Genomic DNA, 19,786 nt, shown 5'->3' with positions numbered 1-19,786 from the left:
GGCGACGACGAGTCGACGCGTGGGTGACCGCGAGCGCGTCCCCCTTCCCTCCCGGGAGAGGTTGCGGCAGGCTCCCCGCCATGACTCTTCATCTCGGGAAGGGTCGGTCGCTCGCGGCCGCCCTCGTGACCACCCTCGTCCTGCTCGTCCTCCCGTCGGTGTCCTCGCCGGCCCGGGCAGCCACCCCCCTCACCGTCAGCCAGGCCATCGGCCAGCAGACCGGCGCGTCCCAGACCGTCCGCGGCTACGTCGTGGGGCAGCCGACGGCCACCAGCACGGTCGTCCGCTCCGGCTTCCCCAACGACTTCGCGCTCGCGATCGCCGACTCCGCCTCGCAGACGAGCACGTCCTCCATGCTCTACGTCCAGATCCCCAGCGCGTTCCGCTCCCAGTGGGGCCTGCAGTCGAACCCGTCGCTGATGGGCAAGCAGGTCGACGTGACGGGGACGCTCTCGGCGTACTTCTCCCACCCCGGGATGACCAGCACCTCGGCCTTCGCGCTGGCCGGCGGCACCACGCCCACCGACCCGCCGCCCACCGGCGGCAGCGGGCCGTACGACAGCACCTACTACGCACCCGCGATCGGCAAGACCGGCGCGGCGCTCAAGAGCTCGCTCCACGACATCATCGACGGCAACACGGCCGTCTCCTACGACACCGTGTGGACCGCGCTGAAGGACACCGACCAGGACCCCGACAACACCAACAACGTCATCGAGCTCTACACCGGCCGCTCGATCGCCAAGACGAACAACGGCGGCGGCACGGGGCAGTGGAACCGTGAGCACGTCTTCGCCCAGTCGCGCGGCGGCTTCACCACCAGCGCCGGACCGGGCACCGACCTGCACCACCTGCGCCCCGAGGACGTCACCGTCAACGGCACCCGCGGCAACAAGGACTTCGACAACGGCGGCTCCGCGGTCTCCGGCTGCACCGACTGCTGGACCGACTCCGACTCCTTCGAGCCGCGCGACGCGGTCAAGGGCGACGTGGCGAGGATGCTGTTCTACATGGCGGTGCGCTACAACGGCGACGACGGCTTCCAGGACCTCGAGCTGAGCACCGTCTCCGGCAGCGCCGTCCCGCGCATCGGCGACGTCGACGTGCTGCTGCAGTGGAACGCCGCCGACCCCGTCGACGCCTTCGAGATGCGCCGCAATGACCGCATCTACTCGCAGTGGCAGGGCAACCGGAACCCGTTCATCGACCACCCGGAGTGGGCTGCGGCGATCTGGAACTGATCGCGGGCTCGACCCGAAGTCCCCGGATATCCGGGGACCTTCGTGCTTCGCACCCGCGATCTCGGGTGCGAAGCACGAACCCCGGGTGCGGAGTACGCCGTGGGGCGGGCGGGCGGGCGGGCGGTCGGGCGAGCGCCCGCCCCATGCCGCGTCAGCTGCCCGAGCCGTGGCTGTGGGGCGGGACGACCGGACCCTCGGACGGCTGCACCACGACGAACCCGGGTCCGGAGAAGGCGTACTGGAACGCCTCGCCGGTCCCGCCGCGCAGCATCGAGCGCATGTTCATCGAGCTGACGACCTGCGGGACCAGGTTGGCCGACCAGCAGACCGCGGCGTTGATGTCGACGTAGGTCGGGGTCTGCGAGCAGTCGAGGATCAGCGGCTGGCCGTCGCTGGTGAGCGCGACCGTGCCGTGGCCCTGGATCAGCGTGTTGAACATGCCGCCGCTCATCATCCCGGCGCCCTTGACCCGGTGCACGTCGTAGTCGAGCGTCGCGTCCATCGCGAGCAGCGCGGTGCCGTTGACCGACAGCCCGTCCCCCTCGAGCGCCACCAGGAAGACGTCCTTGGCCGTGTCGGCGAAGAACACCTCGCCCTGGCCCGACACGGTCATCAGCGGGGTGTCCTCGGACGTCACGAGGCGCCGCATCATCTTGCCGAGGGAGCCGGCCGACTTGTGCTCGAAGGTGACCTGGCCCTGGTAGGCGACCATCGCGCCCTTGGCGGCGAGCACCGGCTCGCCGAGCACGGCGCGCAGCGTCTTGCGTGGTGGAGGCTGAACCGCTCGGTGGTGGTGCTCTCCTGGTTGGCCTGGTCGAACAGCTCGCTGCGCATGGTGTCCCCTCGTCGTCGACGGCCCCGCTGGCCGTCGGTGCGGACGAGCCTAGTGAGCCTCAGGGCGCCCGGTTGCCGCGCGCGTCCTCCTGCTCGACCAGCTCAGCGAGGTCGGAGAGGCGGTCGAGGCCGTTGACCGCGCGCGACATCCGGTGGTTGCCGGCGAAGCGCTCGCGATGGCGGTCGAGGAACCACCAGTAGCCCGCAGTGAAGGGGCAGGCGTCGTCCCCCACCCGCACCTTCGGGTCGAAGCGGCACGAGCCGCAGTGGTCGGACATCTTGTTGATGTAGGCGCCGCCCGAGGTGTAGGGCTTCGTCATCATCACGCCGCCGTCGGCGTGCTGCGACATGCCGACGATGTTGGGCACCATCACCCAGTCGTAGCCGTCGACGAACGCACGGTGGAACCAGTCGGTGACCTGGGTCGGCGCCCACCCGCGCTGCAGGGCGTACGAGCCCAGCACCATCAGCCGCGGGATGTGGTGGACCCAGCCGTGCTCGGCGACCTGGTCGAGCGTGTGCGACAGGCAGCGTGCGTCGGTCGCTGCGGCGTCGAGGTCGGTGAACCACCGCGGCATCCGCTCGGTGGCGCGCAGCGCGTTCTCCCGGCGGTACGCGTCGCCCTGGTGCCAGTAGGTGTGCCAGACGTAGTCGCGCCAGCCGATCACCTGGCGCACGAACCCCTCGACGCTCGAGATCGGCGCGCCGCCCGAGCGGTAGGCCTCCTCCGCGCGCTCGACGACCTCCAGCGGATCGAGCAGGCCGAGGTTGAGCGGGGCGCTGACCAGGCTGTGCGCCATCCACGGGTCGCCCTCGAGGATCGCGTCCTCGTGGGCGCCGAAGTGCGGCAGCCGGTGCTCGACGAAGTGGTCGAGCGCGGCCAGCGCCTCGCGGCGGGTCACCGGGAACCGGCGCGGACCGTCGCGGCCGATCGTCTCGATCCCCTCCTCGCGCTCCCAGCGGTCGAGGTCGTCGCGCACCTCGGCGTCGACGTCGTCCTCGGTGGGCCACCACGGGTCGGCGACGCCCAGCGACGCCGCGCCCCTCGGTGGTGGCTCGCGGTTGTCGTGGTCGAAGTTCCACCTCCCGCCGGCCGGCTCGCCGCCGTCGAGGAGCACGCCGTGGGCGAGGCGGGCGCGGCGGTAGAAGTCCTCCATCAAGAGCCGCTTCGCGCCGCGGCCCTCGGCCCAGCGCTCGAAGTCCTCGCGCGCCGTCGCGAAGCCGCGCGGCGGCAGGACGGTCGCGCCGAGCCGCTCGACCAGCCCGAGCGCGGCGTACGACGTCGGGTGCACGACCTCGACGTCACCGTCGACCTCACGCACCACCTCGCCGTACGTGTCGGCGCGGGCGTAGGTCATCCGGTCGCCGAACTCGGCCGCGCGGTGGCGCATCGCGCTGAGCACGAGGTGGGCCTTGGCCCGGTGGAAGCGCCGGCGCCGGAAGACCGCGCGCGACTCCACCATCAGCAGCGGACCGCGGTGGTCGTCGGTGAAGTGCGGCCCGAGCTGGTCACCGAAGAGCCAGCGGGTGGTCATGGTCGCGAGCCTGCGAGCGCGCTCAGGCGCGCTCGACCTCGCTCTGCAGCTTGAGGACGGTGGTGCCGTCCTCCTGCTCGATGACGTAGGCCGGGTCGTCGTCGCTGCCCTTGCGGGTGACCTTCTCGCCCTTGGTGGTGCGGGACACCTCGTCGTGGTGGACCTCCTTCACGGTGCCCTCGGCCCACGAGGAGCCCCACTTCCACTTCACGCTCGTGCCGGTGCGGATCGCCATGCGTCCACGGTGCCAGCCGCCTCCGTCACCGGGACCACCCCTCAGGACCGGACGTGCATCCGCTCCCCCTGCGGGCCGAAGATCGCCAGCACCTCCGCCGGCGTCGGCCCCGGGTTGCCGACCCAGTGGGGGGTGCGGGTGTCGAACTCGACGACCTCGCCGGGCTCGAGCACCAGGTCGCGGGAGCCGAGGAGGAGCCGCACCCGCCCGCTGAGGACGTAGAGCCACTCGTAGCCCTCGTGGGTGCGCAGCGTGGGCGCGGGGTCGTCGTCGACCGGCATCACCATCTTGAACGACTGCAGCCCGCCGGGGCGGCGGGTGAGGGAGATGAAGGTGCGCCCGTGGCGGACCATCGGCTTCGAGCGCACCCGCGGGTCGCCGGTCTCGGGGGCGTCGACCAGCTCGTCGAGCGCGACCCGGTGGGCGCGGGCGAGCGGGAGCAGCAGCTCGAGGGTCGGCTTGCGCTGCCCCGACTCCAGGCGCGACAGCGTGCTCACCGAGATGCCGGTCTCCTCGGCGAGGTCCGTCAGCGTGGCCTCGCGCTCCAGCCGCAGCTGGCGCAGCCGCGGACCCACCCCTCGCAGCACCGACTCGTCGTCCATGTCCCCCAGTTTGTCATTTCAGCAAGATTGTTTGTCAATACCGCACGCAGCGCGCACAGTGGTGACCATGACTGAGAACCCGACCTACGACGTGGTGGTGGTCGGCGGCGGTGCCGCCGGCCTGAGCGGTGCGATGGCGCTGGGGCGGTCGCGCCGCTCGGTGCTGGTCGTCGACGCCGGCGAACCGCGCAACGCCCCCGCCGGCCACGCCCACAACTACCTCGGCCGCGAGGGCGTCGACCCCCTCGAGCTGCTCGAGATCGGCCGCGCCGAGGTCGCGGCGTACGGCGTCGAGGTGCTGGCCGACCGCGTGGTCGGCCTGTCCGGCGAGGCCGGCGACTTCCTCGTCACCACCGAGGGTGGGCGGCGGGTGCGCGCGCGCCGGATCCTCGTCGCGGGCGGGGTCGTCGACGAGCTGCCCGACGTGCCCGGCCTCGCGGAGCGGTGGGGACGCGACGTCCTGCACTGCCCCTACTGCCACGGCTGGGAGGTCCGCGACCAGCGCATCGCCGTGCTCGCCACGACCCCGATGGCCGGCCACCAGGGACTGCTCTTCCGCCAGCTCTCCGACGACGTGGTGATGGTGGTCCACGACGGCGTCGAGCTGCCCGACGAGGAGCTGGAGAAGATGGGGGCGATCGGCGTGCAGGTGGTGCACGGCACGCCGCGCGAGGTGGTGACCGACGGCGACGACCTGGTCGGGCTGCTGCTCGCCGACGGGTCGGTCCTCGAGCGCGACGCGATCGTGGTGGCGTCGAAGGTGCACGCCCGCGCCGACTTCCTCGGCCCGCTCGGCATCGAGCCGGTGCCGTTCGAGATGAACGGCGTCGCGTTCGGGTCGGTGCTGGCCGTTGAGCCGACGGGCGCGACGTCGGTGCCCGGCATCTTCGCCGCCGGCAACGTCACCGACGTCTCGATGATCCTCGTCGCCTCCGCCGCCCACGGCACGCGCGTCGGCGCGTTCATCAACGCCGAGCTCGCGGCCGAGGACGCCGCCGCGGCGGTCGCGGAGCGCCGGGCGTCGATGTTCGAGCGGCCGGCGTGGGAGGAGCGCTACTCCGGCGACCGCGTGTGGAGCGGCAAGGTCAACGTGCAGCTCGCGGCCGAGGCAGCCGACCTCTCCCCCGGCCGGGCGCTCGACGTCGGCTGCGGGGAGGGTGGCGACGCGCTCTGGCTGGCCGGGCGCGGCTGGCAGGTGACCGCGTCCGACTTCGCGGAGGCGGCCCTGTCCCGAGTGGCCGCGCACGCCGAGGAGGCCGGCGTGGCCGACCGGGTGGAGACCCGCCTGCTCGACGTCCGCACCTTCGAGCCGGGCGGCGAGACGTGGGACCTCGTCACCGCGCACTTCGTGCACCTGCCCGACGGCGGCATGGTCGACGTCGTACGCCGTCTGGCCTCCGCGGTCGCGCCCGGCGGCACCCTGCTGGTCGTCGGCCACGCGCCGAGCGACCTGCACTCGGGCGTGCGGCACGGGCACGTCTCGTTCATGCACACCGCCGACCAGCTGCTGCCGGCGCTCGACGACGACTGGGTGGTCGAGGTGTGCGAGTCGCGGCCGCGGACGCAGGCGCACCCCGAGACCGGAGAGGAGATCGAGATCGCCGACGCCACGCTGCGAGCCCGCCGCAAGGGGTGAACGGTGGCGCCGACGACCCCGGCAGACTGGAGGACATGAGCACCCGGGACGTCACCCTTCCCCCTGCCCGCACCTGGTGGACGGTCGTGCCGTTCCTCGTCGCGGTCACGGCCGTGGCGGGGATCGGCGGGCTCGCGGCGGCAGGGTCGCAGGCCACCTACCGCGCGCTCGAGCTGCCGCCGTACGCCCCGCCGTCGTCGCTCTTCGGCCCGGTCTGGTCGGTGCTCTACGTGATGATCGGCGTGGCCGGCTGGCTGCTCTGGCGCGCCGGCGGCTGGGACCGCGTGATGTGGCTGTGGACCGCACAGCTGCTGCTCAACCTGGCGTGGACGCCGCTGTTCTTCGCAGCCGACCTCTACACCGTGGCGCTCGTGGAGATCCTGTTCCTCGCCGCGTCGGTGGCGCTGCTGATCGCCTGGTCGTGGCGGCGCTCGCGGGTCGCGGCCTGGCTGCTCGTGCCGTACCTCGCCTGGGTCTGCTTCGCGACCGCGCTCAACGCCGGGATCGTCGTCCTCAACTGAGGTCGAGGCGGGCCAGCACCAGCGCGGCGATCCGGTCGACCGGGAGCGCCGGGTCGACGTCCATCCCGGCCTCGTCGGGCCGCAGCGGCTCGAGGGTGTCGAGCTGCGACTCCAGCAGGCTCGGCGGCATGAAGTGCTCGCGGGCGTTCATCCGCTGCAGGACGAGGTGCTTGTCGCCGGTGCAGTGCACGAAGAAGGTGTTCTCTCCCCCGCGCCGCAGCACGTCGCGGTAGGCCACCCGCAGCGCGCTGCAGGTGATGATCGTCGGCTCGCCGCGGGCGTCGCGCTCGGCGGTCCAGTCGGCCAGCGACTCCAGCCACTCCCACCGGTCGGCGTCGGTGAGCGGCGTGCCGTCGGCCATCTTGGCGACGTTGGCCGGCGGGTGGAAGTCGTCGCCCTCGGCGAAGTCCCAGCCCAGCAGCTCCTCGACGGCGCGGGCGACCGTGGACTTCCCCGACCCGGAGACGCCCATGAAGACGAGGTGCAGCGCGCTAGCCAACGGCCCACACGCCGAGCGCCAGCACGAAGATGCTCACGCCCAGGGTCGTCTCGAGCACGGTCCAGGTCTTGAGGGTGGTCTTGACGTCCATCCCGAAGAACCGGCTGACCAGCCAGAAGCCCGAGTCGTTGACGTGGGACAGCACCGTCGCGCCGGCCGCGATCGCCAGCACCAGCGCGACCAGCTGGAGCGAGGAGGGGTCGGCGTCGGCGACGCCGGCGGAGATCAGGCCCGCGGTCGTCGTGAGCGCGACGGTCGCCGAGCCCTGCGCGACGCGGAGGATGGTGGCGATGACGAACGCGGAGACGACCAGGGGCAGGCCGAGGTCGGCGAGCGAGTCGGACAGCGCGGCGCCGATGCCGCTGTAGCGCAGCACGCCGCCGAACATCCCGCCTGCGCCGGTGATCAGGATGATCGCGCAGATCGGGCCGAGCGCGTCGTTGAGCAGCGTCTCGACCTCGGCGCGCGAGTGGTGGCGCACGGCGAGGGTGTAGGTCGCGACGAGCAGCGCGATCAGCAGCGCGACCGGCGTCTGGCCGACGAACACCAGGGCGTCGACCAGCCCGCCCTCGGCGTCGATCGAGCCGTTGGTGCGCAGCGTGGTCAGGACGGTGTTGGCGCCGATCAGCACGAGCGGCAGCAGCAGGATCGCCAGCACGTGGCCGAAGGACGGACGGTGCTCGGTGTCGGCCTCGCGGCCGCCGGTGAGGACCGAGTCGTCGATCGGGACGTGCACCTTGCCGAGCGCGCCGACCGTGACGGCGTAGACGCCGACGAACCACGCGACGACTGCGGCGACCACGCCGACGAGCAGGGTCAGGCCGATGCTGGCGCCGATCTCGGTCGCGGCGGTGACCGGGCCGGGGTGCGGCGGGACGATCGCGTGCATCGCGGCGAACGCGCCGGCGGCGGGCAGGGCGTACATCAGCACCGAGCCGCCGAACCGCTTGGCGACCGAGAAGATGATCGGCAGGAACACGACGAGGCCGGCGTCGAAGAAGATCGGCAGGCCGAAGAGCAGCGCGGCGACGCCGAGCGCCAGCGGCGCGCGCTTCTCGCCGAAGCGGCTGACCAGGGTGTCGGCCAGCACCTGGGCGCCGCCGGTCACCTCGAGGATCCGCCCGATCATCACGCCGAGGCCGACCAGCAGGGCCACCGAGCCGAGGGTCGAGCCGAACGCGGATATCGCGACGGTGGGGACGTCTGCCACCGGCACGCCCGCGACCACGGCGGTCGCGAAGCTGATCAGCACCAGCGCCACGAAGGCGTGCATGCGCAGCGCGATGATCAGCACGAGCAGTGCGGCGACGGCGACCGCGGCGATGAGCAGCAGGGTGCCCGAGCCGTGGACGGGGGTCATGGGATCCACGAGGTACCTCCGAGATGGGTTCGGGACACCTTAAGCGGCAGGGGTGACAGCCCGGACCGGCGGGAGTTCTCCACAGATCGCGTCGCGGGGGTGTCGCAGCGGCACCCCCGCGGGCGAGGGTCGTCCCATGATCATCTCGGGAACGATCGCCCTCGACGGCGACGGCCAGGCCACCACCAGCCGCGACCTGCACACCCGCCTGGTCGACCTCGACGAGCGTCGCCGGGCCGCGGCGACGACCGTCGCGCGGCTTCTGGACAGCTGGCACGGCGCCGCCGCCACGGGCTTCGGTGAGCAGTGGACCCAGTGGGACGACCACGCGGCCGCAGTCCTCGACGCGCTCGGCGCCTCCCTCGCCGCGATCGACCTCGCCCGCGTCGAGATGCTCGAGGTCGACGCGCTCCGCGGTGGGGCCGCCGCGGCGCTCGCGGGGCGGCTCGGGTGACCGCCTACGACGTCGACGTCGACGAGCTGCGCGCCGCGGTCTCCTCCCTGGCCGGTTGCCAGCGCGACCTCCTCGCGCTGGCCGCGGACGTCGACGCGCTGCAGGTCAGGCTGCAGGGCGGCTGGGCCGGGCTCACCGCCGACGCGCAGTCGTCGGCGCACGCCGCGTGGCGCGCGGACTGCGCCGACATGGTGACCGCCCTGGCGGCGCTCCGTGCGGTGGCGGCCGCGGCCGATGAGCACTACGCGGCTGCCGTCACGTCCAACCTCGAGCTCTGGCGCCAGGTCGCGCCGTGAGGATCAGCGTCGCCTGCGGGGGCTTCGACGACGCCTCCGACGCCGCACGCACCGCCAACCAGGTCACCGCGCTCGCCACCGACACCCTCACCGCCAAGCTGGCCGGCCTCGCCGGGATGGCCGGCAACGACAGCGCGAGCACGGAGTTCGCCGCCGCCTACGACGACGGCGCGCGCGAGGCGGTCGCCGCGCTCGCCGACCTCGCCCACGCGTTCATCGGCCTGGGTCGTCTGCTGGCCGCCACCGGCACCCATCACGCGCAGGCCGAGTCGGCCGTGGCCGGGCAGGTCCTCGGCTCGGTGTCCGCGGGCCTGACCTCCGACGCCTACGTCGTGGTGGTGCCGACCGTCCCGCCGTCGAGCCTCGGCGCGCAGGAGCCGTCGTTCGGCGCCGTCGACCGCTGGATCCTCGACCACGTCGAGGGCTTCGTGTGGCCGAGCGGCGACGTCGACCTGCTCCGCGACGCCGCCACCACCTGGCGGCGCGCGTCGGAGTCCGTGGCCGGCTTCGTCGACCACCTCGCCTCCGCCCGCGCCTTCGTCGAGGCGCAGGTCTCGCCCGAGGTGCCCGTCGTCCTCACCTGCCTGGCCGACGTCCGCTCGCTCGTGGTCGACGTCGCCGCCGAGCTCGCCGCCCTCGGCGTGGCCTGCGACGAGCACGCCGCCGCGATCGAGGCCGTGCACGAGCGGACCCGTGCCCTGCTCGAGGAGGTCGCCTCGATGGCGATCGAGGGCGTGGCGATCTCCGCACTGATCACCGCCGTCAGCGGCCCGCTCGGCGGCAGCCTCGGCATGGGCGCCCTGCTCGCCCGCATCCGCGCCGTCGCCCCGCGCTTCCACGCGCTCATCTCCACCCTCCGCGTCTCCGTCGCCTCCACCGCCGCCCGCCTGCGCACCGGGCGTACGACGCTCTCCGAGCTGCGAGTGCGGCTCGAGCGGTACGTCCGGGTCGGGGTCCGGGACGAGCGGGGGGCGGCGAGCGTCGGAGGCTGGGGTCGCGCGGCGCGAAGCAAGTTCTCGTCGCCGCAGCTGCAGAAGAAGTTCAAGCACGCGAGCGACTTCGGCATCGACGGGCCGTACAACCCGGCCGCGGCCGAGCGCTTCAAGCAGGCACTCAGATCGTTCATGGGCGACGCATCGACCAAGGAACTCGAGTGCACGATGCGCGGACAGCCGGGCAAGGTGGTGGCGTACGTTGACCAGCACAGTCGCCGCTGCGTCGTGTGCGACGCAGACGGCAACTTCATCTCTGGCTGGCGACTGTCGCCCACTCAGCTGAGCCAGCTCCTGAGCAAAGGACACCTCGGTGGCGGATGACAGGCAGAGCACGACCGACTCGCTGAAGCGGCTCGTCGAGTACCACCAGTCGGACGACGCCTCGTTGGCCCAGTTCGAAGAGCGGTTCCTCGCGCTGCACGCACGCGTGCCTGCGGACCTGCCGGATGACGTCGCCGCAGTGCTCGACGAGCTCTTCTGGGCCGTCGAGTCGTACGTGTCCGATCCAGCACTCCGCGACCCCGGCGACACCGGCGGCGACGAGCTCCGCGCGGCCATTCGCCGTGCTCACTCTGCGCTGACGCATCACGAGGGCTGATCGCCCGTCCATGTCGAGACCGTGGAGCCCTGGTGTCACAAGATGGCCTCGGGAGTCCCCGATCTGACGGGCCGCGGTCATCGCGCGGCGCGCGAGACGTAGACACGCAGGCATTGCTCCGCCTGCAGACCGGCGCTGAGCGCGAGCCGCGCGCACGCCACCGACCATTGCCTGCGCGTCTCCGCCGGGGCCGGCGGCGCAGCGCTCAGCCCACGACCCCCGGCCGCACCACCGAGGCGTACACCCCGAGCACCGGCTCGTTCGCCGCGTTGACCGGACGGTGCGAGACGAGCGCCTTGAGCAGCCGCAGGTCGCGCGCGCCGGTCTCGGGGTGGTGGTCGATCACTGCGCAGCGCGGGACGGGACCGCCGATGCGCAGGACCGCCGACCCCACGGTCACCGTCCGCCCGAGCCAGGTGTCCTCGACGTACGGCTCTGACGTCTCCACCACCAGCGTCGACCGGAAGCGGGCGTCCTCCGACACCAGTGACGGGCGGTCGAGCCGCGCGGCGAGGTCGGCGAGCGTGGCCGTGCCGAGGAGCGTGACCGGCGCGTCGAAGACGACCGCGCCGCGGGGCGCGGCAGCGAGTTGGACGGGGCGCCCGAGGTAGTCCGACAGCAGCTCGGAGTGCGGCCCGTCGGTCAGCGCGAGCTCGACGGTGCGGCCCCAGTAGTCGCACGGGAGCGTCTCCCCCGTCGGCTCCGGCTCGAACGACGCGCCCGTGCCGTCCGGCAGCAGCACCGCCAGGCCGTCGCCGTCCTGCTCGGCGACCACGCCGATCAAAGACGGGTGCTGGACGGTCCGCAGCACGCGCGCGGCGTCGACGTCGAGCAGGCACCACTGCCGGTCACCCACGGCACCGAGCTCGTCGAGCGCGAGACCGGGCCGGGGCAGGTGGCGCATGCCCTTCACCGGTGAGAACCCGGCGGAGACCACGACCAGCGAGTCGGTCATGAGCTCATCGTGGCATCCGCCTCAGGGCAGGTCGACCTCACCGGTCACGGTGATCGTCGCGTCCTCGGGCCCGGGGCCCTCGTCGCGCAGGCCGGTCAACGTCCGCACGAGGTCGAGGCGGGTCGCGTCGCCGTCGACGACGCTGCGGGTGACGAGGCTGGTGAGGCGCTCGTCGACCACGGTGGACGCGGCCGGTCCGCCGTCGAGCGAGGAGGCGTCGGTCGCGGACTGCACGTCGTACGTCGTGTCGCCGCGCGTGAACGAGTCCACCGTGTCTCGACCTGGACGACCGTCCAGCCGTCGTCGGACGACCAGCCCTCACCGCTGAGGTAGGGCACGGTGGCGACCGTCCAGGTGCAGGCGACGTCGGCCGTCACACCCCGGGCGGTCAGCGGCGGGCAGTCGGCGGACGCGGGCGCCGCGAGCCCGGCCATGGCGTCCGCTCCGTCGCCCGACACCTCACCGGTCGCCGTGTCGAGGCTGGACGTGACGCCGTCGAAGGTGACCTCGACGACGGGCGCGGCCGACGTTTCGACCGCGACGTGGACGCTGCCTCCGCGGCGCGCGGCAGCAGGTGACGCGGCAGAGCCGGGGGGCCCCGCGCGTCTGGGCGTCGGCCGCCTCGGACGCGGTAACCGTGTCATGGCCCTCGCCGATGGTGACGGTGAGGGTGCCGCTCGGCACCTCGACGGCGGTACGCGGAGCCGTCGACGTCGCCGAGCCGGCCCTGCACGAGACGCTCCTCTGGTTCGCCTGCGCACGCCGAGGTCGCGAGGAGGACGCCTACGACCACCGCTACAGCTCGGAACGACATGGGAGGTCACCGTCGATGGGGTCGGGACGGGGTCGGTCCCGACCTACCCGGCACCCGGAGGGGCAAACGTCACGAGTCGAGCAGTCCCAGGACGTACGCCGCCTGCCCGAGGTGCTGCAGGCAGTCGCCCTGGATGCTGACCAGCCGCTGGCCTGCGGTCACCGGCGGGTCCCAGCGCTGGTCGACCTCACGCTCGAGCTCGGCCTCGTCGACGGCCTGGAGGTAGCGCGCGGTCGCGAGGGTGACCTCGTGGTGGTAGTCGACGAGCAGCGCGGCGTCCTCGATGCGGATCGCGTCGACCTGCTCGCTGGTGTGGCCGTAGCCGATGTCGTCGGTGCCGTTGGGCAGGCCGAAGCGCTCCTGGAACCGTTCCCAGACCTGAGGGGTGTCGGCGAGGTGGGCGACGTGGTCGTCCTGCACCCGGGCGAGGTGCCACAGCAGCCAGCCCACCGGGTTGCCGGTGCCGCCCGGACGGTGGTGCAGCTGCTCGTCGTCGAGCCCGTCCGCCGTGCTGGCGTAGAGCTCGGTGATCCGACCGAAGCCCTCGGTCAGGAGTCCGCGGACGTCCATGCCGTCACCCCGCGGGGGTCGCCGTGCGGACCTGCGGCGCCGTCGACGACTCGTCCTTCATGCCGTCGATCTCGGCCAGGATCCGCTCGCGCTCCTCGTCCGGGAGGGACACCTCCGCGGCACGCAGCCCCTGGTCGAGCTGGATCGCGATGGTCGCGTCTTCGGCGCTGTACTGGTACGAGCTCACCTCGTCGACGACCCGCTGCGCTGCCTCGATCGCTGCCTGCTGCTCCTCGTCGCTCATGCGTTCCACCGTCCGTGACCCGTCGGTGCGACACAACCGCCCATCAGGGTGAAACCGCGGTCCAGAAGGCCTTCAGCAGGTCCTCGATCCCCGGCGCACCGAGCTCGACCTGGGCGAGGGCGACCGAGACGACGTCGTGCACCGGGTCGACGTACGTCGCGGTGCCGGTGCCGCCGACCCAGCCGTAGCGACCGACGACGTTCCACGACTCGCGAACCGTGGTGTCGACGCCGCCGCCGAAGCCCCAGCCCTGGCCGTCGAGGAAGAACCCGCCCATCTCGCGCTGCTGCGGCGTGGTGTGGTCGGTCATGACCAGTCGCACCGACTCGTCGGTCAGCAGGTCGTCGCCGCCCGCGAGCAGCATCCGCCCGAAGGCGAGCTGGTCGTCGACCGTGGTCACCAGCCCGCCGGCCACGGACGGGAACGCCGGCGGCGCGACGAACGCACCGTCGACCGGGTCGGTGACCTGCAGGTACCCGTCGACGAGCCCGTGCAGCGCGGTGAACCGGTCGAGGCTCTCCGCGGGGACGTGGAAGCCGGTGTCGGCCATGCCCAGCCGGTCGAGCACGCGCTCGGCGAGCAGGTCACCCAGCGGCCGGCCGGCGGCGCGGGCGAGCAGCACGCCGAGCACGTCGTAGGAGAGGTTGTAGGTCCAGCCCTCCCCCGGCTGGTGGATGAGGGGGATCGCCGCCAGCCGCCGCGCCCACTCGTCGGGCGGCGGCACGGCGGCGACGTCCATCGACGCCTGCCCGAGGTCCTCGACGAGCCGTGGCACGACCGGGGAGTCGATGGTCGTGAAGCCGCTGCCCCAGGTCGAGGTCAGCAGGTGGCGCAGCGTGACCGGCCGGTCAGCGGGGACGGTGTCGTCGAGCCCGCTCGTCGGCGTACGCAGCACCCGTGGCTCGGCGAGCTCGGGCAGCAGCCCGGCCACCGGGTCGTCGAGGCCGACCAGGCCGTCCTCGACCAGCACCATCGCGAGGACGGCCATGACCGGCTTCGTGATCGAGGCACCGCGCACGATGGAGTCTCGGCGCATCGGAGCGCCGTCCGGCCCGCGTACGCCGAGGGCCACCACCTCGACGTCACTCCCCCGCGCGACGGCCGCGACGACGCCGGGGACGTCACCGGAGTCGGCGAAGGGACGCAGCGCCGCCTCGAGACCGGTCACCTGCGCGACCTCACGACGACGAGGCGCACCGTCCGCCGCTGGCTCGCACCGGCCTCGCTGCGGGCCCGTCCGACGACCCGGTAGTCGTCGGGACGCAGGACGGTCCCGTCGAGGCGTGCACGCAGCGTGATCCGCGAGACCCCCGCCGGGAGCTGCCTGCGCAGCATCACCCGGATCGGGCGCCACCGGCCGTCGACGCGGTGCCGGCTCCGGCTCGTGACGACGAGGCGCAACGTCGCCGGCGCCGTGAGCCCGACGAGGAGGCTGGTCCGCCTCGCCAGCGGCCCGGTGGTGCCGGTGCCCGTCGCGGCGATCCGGCGCCGGGCGAGGCGGAACGTGGTGAGGCGAGGTGCCGCCGCGGTGCTCACCGCAGCTCGACTGATCGTCGTCGTCGACGTGCGTCGAGTGTTGTTGCCGACCGCGTCGGTGACGACGAGCGTGACCGGGTAGGTCCCCGGCTCGGCGTAGGCATGGGCCGTAGACGTCCCAGACGCGGTGCTGCCGTCTCCGAAGTCCCACGCGTAGGACGTGACGGCCGACCAGCTGTCGACCGCTCGCGCCTCCACCACCACCGCCTCGCCCACACGACCCGACGACGGGACGGAGAAGGAGGTGACGCGGGGGCCGTGCGAGTCGAACGCCAGGGCGAGCGCCTGCGTCCCGAGCCCCGTCAGCCTCACCGGATCCGGACGGGTGCGGACCAGGACCGTCTCTCCCTCCCCTGCCGCGACGGGAGCGGCGAGCGCGAGGGGCTTGGGCCCACCGAGCTGCGCGAAGCGCTCGGGTCCGATCAGCACGGGCTCGGGCCAGGGCTCACCGACCTGCGCCTGGACGTGGCCGGAGTAGTCGTTCGTCCATGCCACCGTGGCCAGCCCCGCATCGTCGACCGTCGCGGCGATCTGCCGCCCGTAGCCGTCGAACCCCGGACGCAGCCGGGTCGCGGCCGGCCAGGCGCCGTCGGCCGTGCGACTCGCGACGAAGACGACCTGGGCGTCCAGCAGCGTCCAGTCCCACGCGACGACCGCGTCGCCGGCGACGTTGGTCGCGATGCGTGGACGTCGGAAGCCGAACTCGAATCCGGTGGTCGCGGTGAGTCGTTGGCCGGCGCCCCACGGCGCACCTGCCAACGCCTCGAAGACGAAGGCGTCCCCTGCCTCGGTGCGCACGGCCGTCGTCCGACCGGTGCCGTCGACGGCGACGTCCAGCTCGGCGACGGCGCCTCCCGGGGGTCCGCTCGGCGTCAGTGGGGCAGGCGCCATCGGCGACCAGCCCGTGGCACCAGCCCACCGCGAGGCCCGGAGGGCGCCGTCGCTCCAGACCGTGGTCCCCTCGCCCGTGAGCGGGTTGACCGCGACAGCCGGACGTCCCACCTCGGCCGCCTCTCCCAGGCTCTCAGCCTCGGACCACGCGCGGGAGCCACGCCGCACGGCCGCCTCCACGACCTCGACGCCTGCCTCGATGTCGGTGTCCGCCCACACGGCGATCGCCGTGCCGTCGTGGGCCACCGCCAGCGAGACCCCGCCGCTGCCGACGCCGAGGAACGTGGGCTCGGTCCAGGTGGAGCCGTCGGCCGACGACGCCGTCCAGACCGACGACCGAGAGACCGGGGAGTCGGTCCACACGGCGGTCACCCGACCGGCGAGGTCGATCCCGACATCGACCTGGGCGGCCGACGCGAACGGCCGGGACACCGCGACCGCCGCCTCCCAGGCTCCACCGGCGTCGCGGGTGCGGGACACCACCTGTCGGCTCGCCTCCTCGACCCAGACAGCCGTCGTCCTCCCGGACGCGGCGACGACGACCTGGACGGACCCTCCCGCGTCGACGCCGGCGACGAAGCCCAGCGGCTCGGACCCGACCAGGACGGGCTGGACGGCCGCCGCGCTGGCCCCGGACGACCCGACCGGGTCCGCCAGGGTGAGCGCGAGGACACCGACGAGCACCGACGCCAGGCAGTCGCGTGCTCGGCCCATGGCGTGCTCCCCTCGTCCAGCAGGACGATACGCCGCGAGCGCCGGCACGGGGAGGGGCCGGTGACGACCTACAGGTGGTGGAGCTTGGCGTACGGGCTGGTGATGCGCAGCGTGCGCTCACCGAAGTCGACGCTCACGGCGTGCGCCTCGACGTTGACCACGCGGCCGAGGCCGTAGAGGTCGTGGGTGACCCGGTCGTCCTTCGCGAAGGTCTCGATGACCGGATCGGCCGCCTTCTTGAAGGGACTGGAGCTGCGGCGGTTGCGGGGCACTTCGGGGGTATCAGTCATTTGCCTCCATCATCCGCCCTCGGTGGGCATTCGCCGACTCGACGCGTCGTTAGGCTCGCCACGTGAGCGATCCCGACGCCCGTCGAGCCGGCGCTGCCGCGACCGGTTCAGGAGGCCGGCGTGAAGGCGATGTAGGCGCGGCCGACGGCGACGGTCGGGCTGATCAGGACCGACGGCGAGTCGCACTCGTCCGGGACCATGAGGTCCTCGACGCGGAACCGCGCGTCGCCGCCAGGCACCGAGAGCGCCTGCGGGCCGCTGTCGGCGACAGCCGTGCCGGCGCAGCAGAGGACCGCCGTGATCGAGACGATCGGGTTGTCCTGCGTGCCGTCGGGTCGCCGGATCTGGAACCCCTCGAGACGTACGTCCATCCGCCCGTCGTCGCGGACCCGGACCTCCCCGCGGTCGAGCACCCACGGCGCCGACCCCGGTGGGAGGCCGTTGACCGTGCCGGAGGTCGGCTGGCTCGGGACCAGGTCGGCGCGGATGACGTCGTGCTTCGACGAGGCGAGGGCGGGTGCGGCGGTGACGGACAGCGTGAGCAGGGTGGCCGCAGCCACCGCGCCCGTTCGAGACTTCGCGTGCATGGCGTTCCTCCGGTTCCGGCGGGGGTGCGCGGCCGAGCGACCGCGCCACTCCGGGGTCGTACGGGATCGGGCGGCGTGCGGTTCAACGGGACCGGTGTGCGGTGACGACCGACGAGCTGGTCGACCGCGCGCGTCGCCTCCTGGACGGCCCCGGCCGCGCCGTCCTCGGCATCACCGGCCCACCGGGCGCCGGGAAGTCGACGCTGACCGCCGCCCTCCTCGCCGCGCTCGCGCCTGACGTCGGCCACCTGCCGATGGACGGCTTCCACCTCGCCGACGTCCAGCTCGACCGGCTCGGCCTGCGCGACCGCAAGGGTGCACCGGAGACCTTCGACGTCGACGGATACGTGTCCGCGCTCGCCCGTCTCCACTCCGCGCCAGAAGCCGTGCTCTACGTGCCCGGTTTCGAGCGCGACCTCGAGCAGCCGGTCGCCGCGGCGATCGCGATCCCGCCGTCCGCGCGGCTCGTCGTCACCGAGGGCAACTACCTGCTGCTGCCCTCCGGCGGGTGGGAGCGCGTACGCCCCCACCTCGCCGAGGTGTGGTTCGTCGAGGTCGACGACGACCTCCGCCGCTCGCGGCTGGTCGCGCGGCACGAGGAGTTCGGCAAGTCGTCCGCCGCCGCCCGGCAGTGGGTGGAGCGCAGCGACGAGGCCAATGCGCGGCTGGTCGCCTCGACGCGGGAGTCGGCTGACCTGGTGGTTCGGGTCGGGTGAGCCCGGCTCAGGCCTTCTCGCAGGCGATTCCGTCGCCGTCGCGGTCGAGGCCTCGGTTGGCCCGCATCGCGGTGTTGTAGAGCGCGGTGTCACGGCGGAAGTTCGTGACCGGCGTGCCCGACGTCCGGTCACGGGCGTTCGCCCGGCCGACCCCGTGCGGCAGACGGTTGTTGACGACGGTGCAGTTCTGCCACTGCGCCGGGACGGCGGCCTCGGCAGGAGTGACGAGCACCAGGAGCGGTGCACCGATGGTGAGGCAGGCGACGGCGCCCGCGAGCTTCTTGCGCATGTGGTTCCCCCTTGGACTCGCAAGGAGCAGCATGCGTCCTGACCGGCCGCCCCGTCCGAGGAACGGCCGATGTCCCCGCACCGGCACCGCCTCAGGGGTGATCGGCCATCGGGCGCCGACCCCTGATCGCGCCGGCCCGGACGTAGACGACGGTCGTCACCACGTTGAGCACCACGAGCGTGACGACGTACATCGCGAGGTTGAGGCCGGGCACGACGTCGGCGGGGAGCGTGTACGCCATCACGACGCGCGCGACCGCGTCGGCGAGCGTGCCAGCCGCCCACCAGGCGCTCGAGGTGCGCCACATCCGGCGGAACCACTCGTCCTCGCGCCAGCGCCGCTCCCAGTCACCGACCCAACCGCCGCGGCCCTCGATCATCGGCTTGGCGAACTGGTAGGCCAGCGGGCGGTCGGCCCAGCGCAGGCTGGCGAGGAACCAGCAGCCGACGCCGCTGGTGACGAGCGCGTCCTTGGCGAGCAGGAACCGCTCGTCGCCGGGAAGCAGCGCGACCGCGAAGCTCGCGAAGAGCAGGACCGTGAAGAACGCCTCGAGCCCACTCGGCCGGCGGCCGCGCAGCAGCGAGACGCAGGCGGGCGCGAGCGAGACGACCGCGCCGACGACGAGCGCGGCGTAGACGCTGACGCCGAGGTGGCGCAGGAGGTAGTAGAGCGCGGTCGAGCCGGCGATGCCGACGACGGGGCGGAGGACGGTCACGGGTCGGCCATCTCGTCGGCCCGGGTCGCGCGGTCGAAGAGCTCGACCAGCTCGCGGGCGTACGCCGCGCAGTCGAGGTCGGGGTCGGCCTGCAGCGCGAACGGCACCGTCTCCACCGACCGCTGGATCGTCGACGCCATGACGGCGACCTCGAAGGAGCGCATCTCCCCCGCCTCCTGGCCGGCGCGCAGGATCCGCTCGAGGTGGGAGAGGTCGCTCGGGGCGTCCATCGCGCCGCCGCCCGCGCCGGCCATCGCGACCTGGAGCAGCGCGGACATCGGCGCGCGGTGGGTGTCCGCGTAGGAGATGACGCCCTCGACGTAGGCCGCGAGCCGGCCGCGAGCGGTGTCGGCTGCCATCACCCGCGCGCCGACGTGCTCGCCGATGCCGTCCACGACGTGCGCGACGAGCGCGGCGACGAGGTCGTCCTTGCCGGCGAAGTGGTAGCTGATCAGCCGGGTGCTGGAGAGCCCGCCGCGCTCGGCGATCCGCGCGAAGCTCGCCCGGGCAAACCCCTCCTCGGCGACGACGGCGATCGTCGCGTCGAGGATCTGGGCGCGACGTGCCTCCGACGCGACCGAGCGATTTACCTGCATGAGTAAAGAGTACGTCGGTCAGGTAAGACTGACCAGACGTGCGACCATTCCCCCGCACCAGCG

The 19,786-nt window shown here is 73.1% G+C and carries 25 protein-coding genes; 8 read left to right on the top strand and 17 right to left on the bottom strand.

What is annotated here, in order from left to right; translation table 11 throughout:
- Nucleotides 1–80 precede the first annotated feature (80 nt).
- Nucleotides 81–1,241, top strand: coding sequence for an endonuclease (locus KDN32_RS02550; protein WP_211730547.1), 1,161 nt, complete (start codon nucleotides 81–83; stop codon nucleotides 1,239–1,241).
- 151 nt (nucleotides 1,242–1,392) lie between these two features.
- Here KDN32_RS02550 and KDN32_RS02545 read toward each other — a convergent pair whose 3' ends face one another.
- The 4 genes from KDN32_RS02545 to KDN32_RS02530 form a co-directional block, all read right to left on the bottom strand.
- Nucleotides 1,393–1,989: an AIM24 family protein gene (locus KDN32_RS02545; RefSeq protein ID WP_211730546.1), complete on the bottom strand. Its 597-nt coding sequence runs from the start codon at nucleotides 1,987–1,989 to the stop codon at nucleotides 1,393–1,395.
- Between the two features lie 145 nt (nucleotides 1,990–2,134).
- Nucleotides 2,135–3,610 carry a cryptochrome/photolyase family protein gene (locus KDN32_RS02540; protein WP_211730545.1) on the bottom strand — a complete coding sequence of 492 codons (1,476 nt, stop codon included), beginning with the start codon at nucleotides 3,608–3,610 and terminating at the stop codon, nucleotides 2,135–2,137.
- Between the two features lie 22 nt (nucleotides 3,611–3,632).
- Nucleotides 3,633–3,845, bottom strand: coding sequence for a hypervirulence associated TUDOR domain-containing protein (locus tag KDN32_RS02535; protein ID WP_211730544.1), 213 nt, complete (start codon nucleotides 3,843–3,845; stop codon nucleotides 3,633–3,635).
- Nucleotides 3,846–3,886: 41 nt separating this feature from the next.
- Nucleotides 3,887–4,447, bottom strand: a complete 561-nt coding sequence (locus KDN32_RS02530; protein ID WP_211730543.1) for a helix-turn-helix domain-containing protein — start codon at nucleotides 4,445–4,447, stop codon at nucleotides 3,887–3,889.
- Between the two features lie 67 nt (nucleotides 4,448–4,514).
- On the opposite strand from KDN32_RS02530, the gene KDN32_RS22120 reads away from it, so the two are divergent.
- Both KDN32_RS22120 and KDN32_RS02515 read left to right on the top strand, forming a co-directional pair.
- Entirely contained in the window at nucleotides 4,515–6,083 is a 1,569-nt protein-coding gene (locus KDN32_RS22120) for a bifunctional NAD(P)/FAD-dependent oxidoreductase/class I SAM-dependent methyltransferase (protein WP_249216336.1), read from the top strand.
- Nucleotides 6,084–6,118: 35 nt separating this feature from the next.
- Nucleotides 6,119–6,604, top strand: a complete 486-nt coding sequence (locus KDN32_RS02515; protein ID WP_211730542.1) for a TspO/MBR family protein — start codon at nucleotides 6,119–6,121, stop codon at nucleotides 6,602–6,604.
- Here KDN32_RS02515 and KDN32_RS02510 read toward each other — a convergent pair.
- Both KDN32_RS02510 and KDN32_RS02505 read right to left on the bottom strand, forming a co-directional pair.
- Nucleotides 6,597–7,103: a gluconokinase gene (locus KDN32_RS02510; RefSeq protein ID WP_249216335.1), complete on the bottom strand. Its 507-nt coding sequence runs from the start codon at nucleotides 7,101–7,103 to the stop codon at nucleotides 6,597–6,599. The two genes, KDN32_RS02515 and KDN32_RS02510, sit on opposite strands and share 8 nt — an antisense overlap.
- Entirely contained in the window at nucleotides 7,096–8,463 is a 1,368-nt protein-coding gene (locus tag KDN32_RS02505) for a GntP family permease (RefSeq protein WP_249216537.1), read from the bottom strand. Before KDN32_RS02505 ends, KDN32_RS02510 begins: the two co-directional genes overlap by 8 nt.
- Before the next feature lie 136 nt (nucleotides 8,464–8,599).
- On the opposite strand from KDN32_RS02505, the gene KDN32_RS02500 reads away from it, so the two are divergent.
- From KDN32_RS02500 to KDN32_RS02485, 4 genes are read left to right on the top strand one after another with little or no spacing between them, the layout of a single operon-like run.
- Complete coding sequence (locus KDN32_RS02500; RefSeq protein WP_211730540.1) at nucleotides 8,600–8,917, top strand: WXG100 family type VII secretion target; 318 nt, start codon at nucleotides 8,600–8,602, stop codon at nucleotides 8,915–8,917.
- Complete coding sequence (locus tag KDN32_RS02495; protein WP_211730539.1) at nucleotides 8,914–9,213, top strand: WXG100 family type VII secretion target; 300 nt, start codon at nucleotides 8,914–8,916, stop codon at nucleotides 9,211–9,213. Before KDN32_RS02500 ends, KDN32_RS02495 begins: the two co-directional genes overlap by 4 nt.
- Entirely contained in the window at nucleotides 9,210–10,529 is a 1,320-nt protein-coding gene (locus KDN32_RS23155; protein WP_211730538.1) for a colicin D domain-containing protein, read from the top strand. The genes KDN32_RS02495 and KDN32_RS23155 overlap by 4 nt, the downstream gene beginning before the upstream one ends.
- Nucleotides 10,519–10,806 (top strand): colicin immunity domain-containing protein, encoded by a 288-nt coding sequence (locus KDN32_RS02485; protein ID WP_211730537.1) that lies wholly within the window; start codon nucleotides 10,519–10,521, stop codon nucleotides 10,804–10,806. Before KDN32_RS23155 ends, KDN32_RS02485 begins: the two co-directional genes overlap by 11 nt.
- A 205-nt stretch (nucleotides 10,807–11,011) precedes the next feature.
- Here KDN32_RS02485 and KDN32_RS02480 read toward each other — a convergent pair whose 3' ends face one another.
- From KDN32_RS02480 to KDN32_RS02445, 8 genes are all read right to left on the bottom strand, one after another.
- A complete protein-coding gene (locus KDN32_RS02480; RefSeq protein ID WP_211730536.1) occupies nucleotides 11,012–11,761 on the bottom strand; it encodes an MOSC domain-containing protein in 750 nt (249 codons plus the stop codon).
- A 21-nt stretch (nucleotides 11,762–11,782) separates the two neighbouring features.
- The gene (locus KDN32_RS02475; RefSeq protein ID WP_211730535.1) at nucleotides 11,783–12,031 is read right to left on the bottom strand and encodes a hypothetical protein; all 249 of its coding nucleotides are present in this window, start codon (nucleotides 12,029–12,031) and stop codon (nucleotides 11,783–11,785) included.
- A 613-nt stretch (nucleotides 12,032–12,644) separates the two neighbouring features.
- Complete coding sequence (locus KDN32_RS02470; RefSeq protein ID WP_211730534.1) at nucleotides 12,645–13,145, bottom strand: mycothiol transferase; 501 nt, start codon at nucleotides 13,143–13,145, stop codon at nucleotides 12,645–12,647.
- A 4-nt stretch (nucleotides 13,146–13,149) separates the two neighbouring features.
- Nucleotides 13,150–13,389 carry a hypothetical protein gene (locus KDN32_RS02465; RefSeq protein ID WP_211730533.1) on the bottom strand — a complete coding sequence of 80 codons (240 nt, stop codon included), beginning with the start codon at nucleotides 13,387–13,389 and terminating at the stop codon, nucleotides 13,150–13,152.
- A 43-nt stretch (nucleotides 13,390–13,432) separates the two neighbouring features.
- Nucleotides 13,433–14,557, bottom strand: coding sequence for a serine hydrolase domain-containing protein (locus tag KDN32_RS02460; RefSeq protein WP_211730532.1), 1,125 nt, complete (start codon nucleotides 14,555–14,557; stop codon nucleotides 13,433–13,435).
- Nucleotides 14,554–16,530 (bottom strand): PKD domain-containing protein, encoded by a 1,977-nt coding sequence (locus KDN32_RS02455; protein ID WP_211730531.1) that lies wholly within the window; start codon nucleotides 16,528–16,530, stop codon nucleotides 14,554–14,556. Before KDN32_RS02455 ends, KDN32_RS02460 begins: the two co-directional genes overlap by 4 nt.
- Before the next feature lie 68 nt (nucleotides 16,531–16,598).
- Nucleotides 16,599–16,820 (bottom strand): hypothetical protein, encoded by a 222-nt coding sequence (locus KDN32_RS02450; RefSeq protein WP_211730530.1) that lies wholly within the window; start codon nucleotides 16,818–16,820, stop codon nucleotides 16,599–16,601.
- Nucleotides 16,821–16,927: 107 nt separating this feature from the next.
- The gene (locus KDN32_RS02445; RefSeq protein ID WP_211730529.1) at nucleotides 16,928–17,380 is read right to left on the bottom strand and encodes a hypothetical protein; all 453 of its coding nucleotides are present in this window, start codon (nucleotides 17,378–17,380) and stop codon (nucleotides 16,928–16,930) included.
- A gap of 128 nt (nucleotides 17,381–17,508) precedes the next feature.
- Between KDN32_RS02445 and KDN32_RS02440 the strand changes: the two genes are divergently transcribed.
- A complete protein-coding gene (locus KDN32_RS02440) occupies nucleotides 17,509–18,123 on the top strand; it encodes a nucleoside/nucleotide kinase family protein (protein WP_211730528.1) in 615 nt (204 codons plus the stop codon).
- Nucleotides 18,124–18,130: 7 nt separating this feature from the next.
- On the opposite strand, the gene KDN32_RS02435 is transcribed toward KDN32_RS02440, so the two are convergent.
- The 3 genes from KDN32_RS02435 to KDN32_RS02425 form a co-directional block, all read right to left on the bottom strand.
- A complete protein-coding gene (locus tag KDN32_RS02435; RefSeq protein WP_211730527.1) occupies nucleotides 18,131–18,412 on the bottom strand; it encodes an excalibur calcium-binding domain-containing protein in 282 nt (93 codons plus the stop codon).
- 91 nt (nucleotides 18,413–18,503) lie between these two features.
- Nucleotides 18,504–19,127: a VC0807 family protein gene (locus KDN32_RS02430; RefSeq protein ID WP_211730526.1), complete on the bottom strand. Its 624-nt coding sequence runs from the start codon at nucleotides 19,125–19,127 to the stop codon at nucleotides 18,504–18,506.
- On the bottom strand, nucleotides 19,124–19,723 hold the full coding sequence (locus tag KDN32_RS02425) for a TetR/AcrR family transcriptional regulator (RefSeq protein ID WP_211730525.1): 600 nt from the start codon (nucleotides 19,721–19,723) through the stop codon (nucleotides 19,124–19,126). The genes KDN32_RS02430 and KDN32_RS02425 overlap by 4 nt, the downstream gene beginning before the upstream one ends.
- Nucleotides 19,724–19,786 lie beyond the last annotated feature (63 nt).

The organism is Nocardioides palaemonis (assembly GCF_018275325.1).
GTDB lineage: Bacteria > Actinomycetota > Actinomycetes > Propionibacteriales > Nocardioidaceae > Nocardioides > Nocardioides palaemonis.
The sequence above is the reverse complement of the archived record's forward strand: the minus strand, read 5'-3'. Positions and strand labels throughout refer to the sequence as shown.

Bases quoted from the DNA above. Each gene is read 5' to 3' on its own strand.
- KDN32_RS02550 (WP_211730547.1), top strand. From the start codon at position 81: ATGACTCTTCATCTCGGGAAGGGTCGGTCGCTCGCGGCCGCCCTCGTG.
- KDN32_RS02540 (WP_211730545.1), bottom strand. From the start codon at position 3,610: ATGACCACCCGCTGGCTCTTCGGTGACCAGCTCGGGCCGCACTTCACC.
- KDN32_RS02535 (WP_211730544.1), bottom strand. From the start codon at position 3,845: ATGGCGATCCGCACCGGCACGAGCGTGAAGTGGAAGTGGGGCTCCTCG.
- KDN32_RS02530 (WP_211730543.1), bottom strand. From the start codon at position 4,447: ATGGACGACGAGTCGGTGCTGCGAGGGGTGGGTCCGCGGCTGCGCCAG.
- KDN32_RS22120 (WP_249216336.1), top strand. From the start codon at position 4,515: ATGACTGAGAACCCGACCTACGACGTGGTGGTGGTCGGCGGCGGTGCC.
- KDN32_RS02515 (WP_211730542.1), top strand. From the start codon at position 6,119: ATGAGCACCCGGGACGTCACCCTTCCCCCTGCCCGCACCTGGTGGACG.
- KDN32_RS02505 (WP_249216537.1), bottom strand. From the start codon at position 8,463: ATGACCCCCGTCCACGGCTCGGGCACCCTGCTGCTCATCGCCGCGGTC.
- KDN32_RS02500 (WP_211730540.1), top strand. From the start codon at position 8,600: ATGATCATCTCGGGAACGATCGCCCTCGACGGCGACGGCCAGGCCACC.
- KDN32_RS02480 (WP_211730536.1), bottom strand. From the start codon at position 11,761: ATGACCGACTCGCTGGTCGTGGTCTCCGCCGGGTTCTCACCGGTGAAG.
- KDN32_RS02470 (WP_211730534.1), bottom strand. From the start codon at position 13,145: ATGGACGTCCGCGGACTCCTGACCGAGGGCTTCGGTCGGATCACCGAG.
- KDN32_RS02465 (WP_211730533.1), bottom strand. From the start codon at position 13,389: ATGAGCGACGAGGAGCAGCAGGCAGCGATCGAGGCAGCGCAGCGGGTC.
- KDN32_RS02455 (WP_211730531.1), bottom strand. From the start codon at position 16,530: ATGGGCCGAGCACGCGACTGCCTGGCGTCGGTGCTCGTCGGTGTCCTC.
- KDN32_RS02450 (WP_211730530.1), bottom strand. From the start codon at position 16,820: ATGACTGATACCCCCGAAGTGCCCCGCAACCGCCGCAGCTCCAGTCCC.
- KDN32_RS02435 (WP_211730527.1), bottom strand. From the start codon at position 18,412: ATGCGCAAGAAGCTCGCGGGCGCCGTCGCCTGCCTCACCATCGGTGCA.
- KDN32_RS02425 (WP_211730525.1), bottom strand. From the start codon at position 19,723: ATGCAGGTAAATCGCTCGGTCGCGTCGGAGGCACGTCGCGCCCAGATC.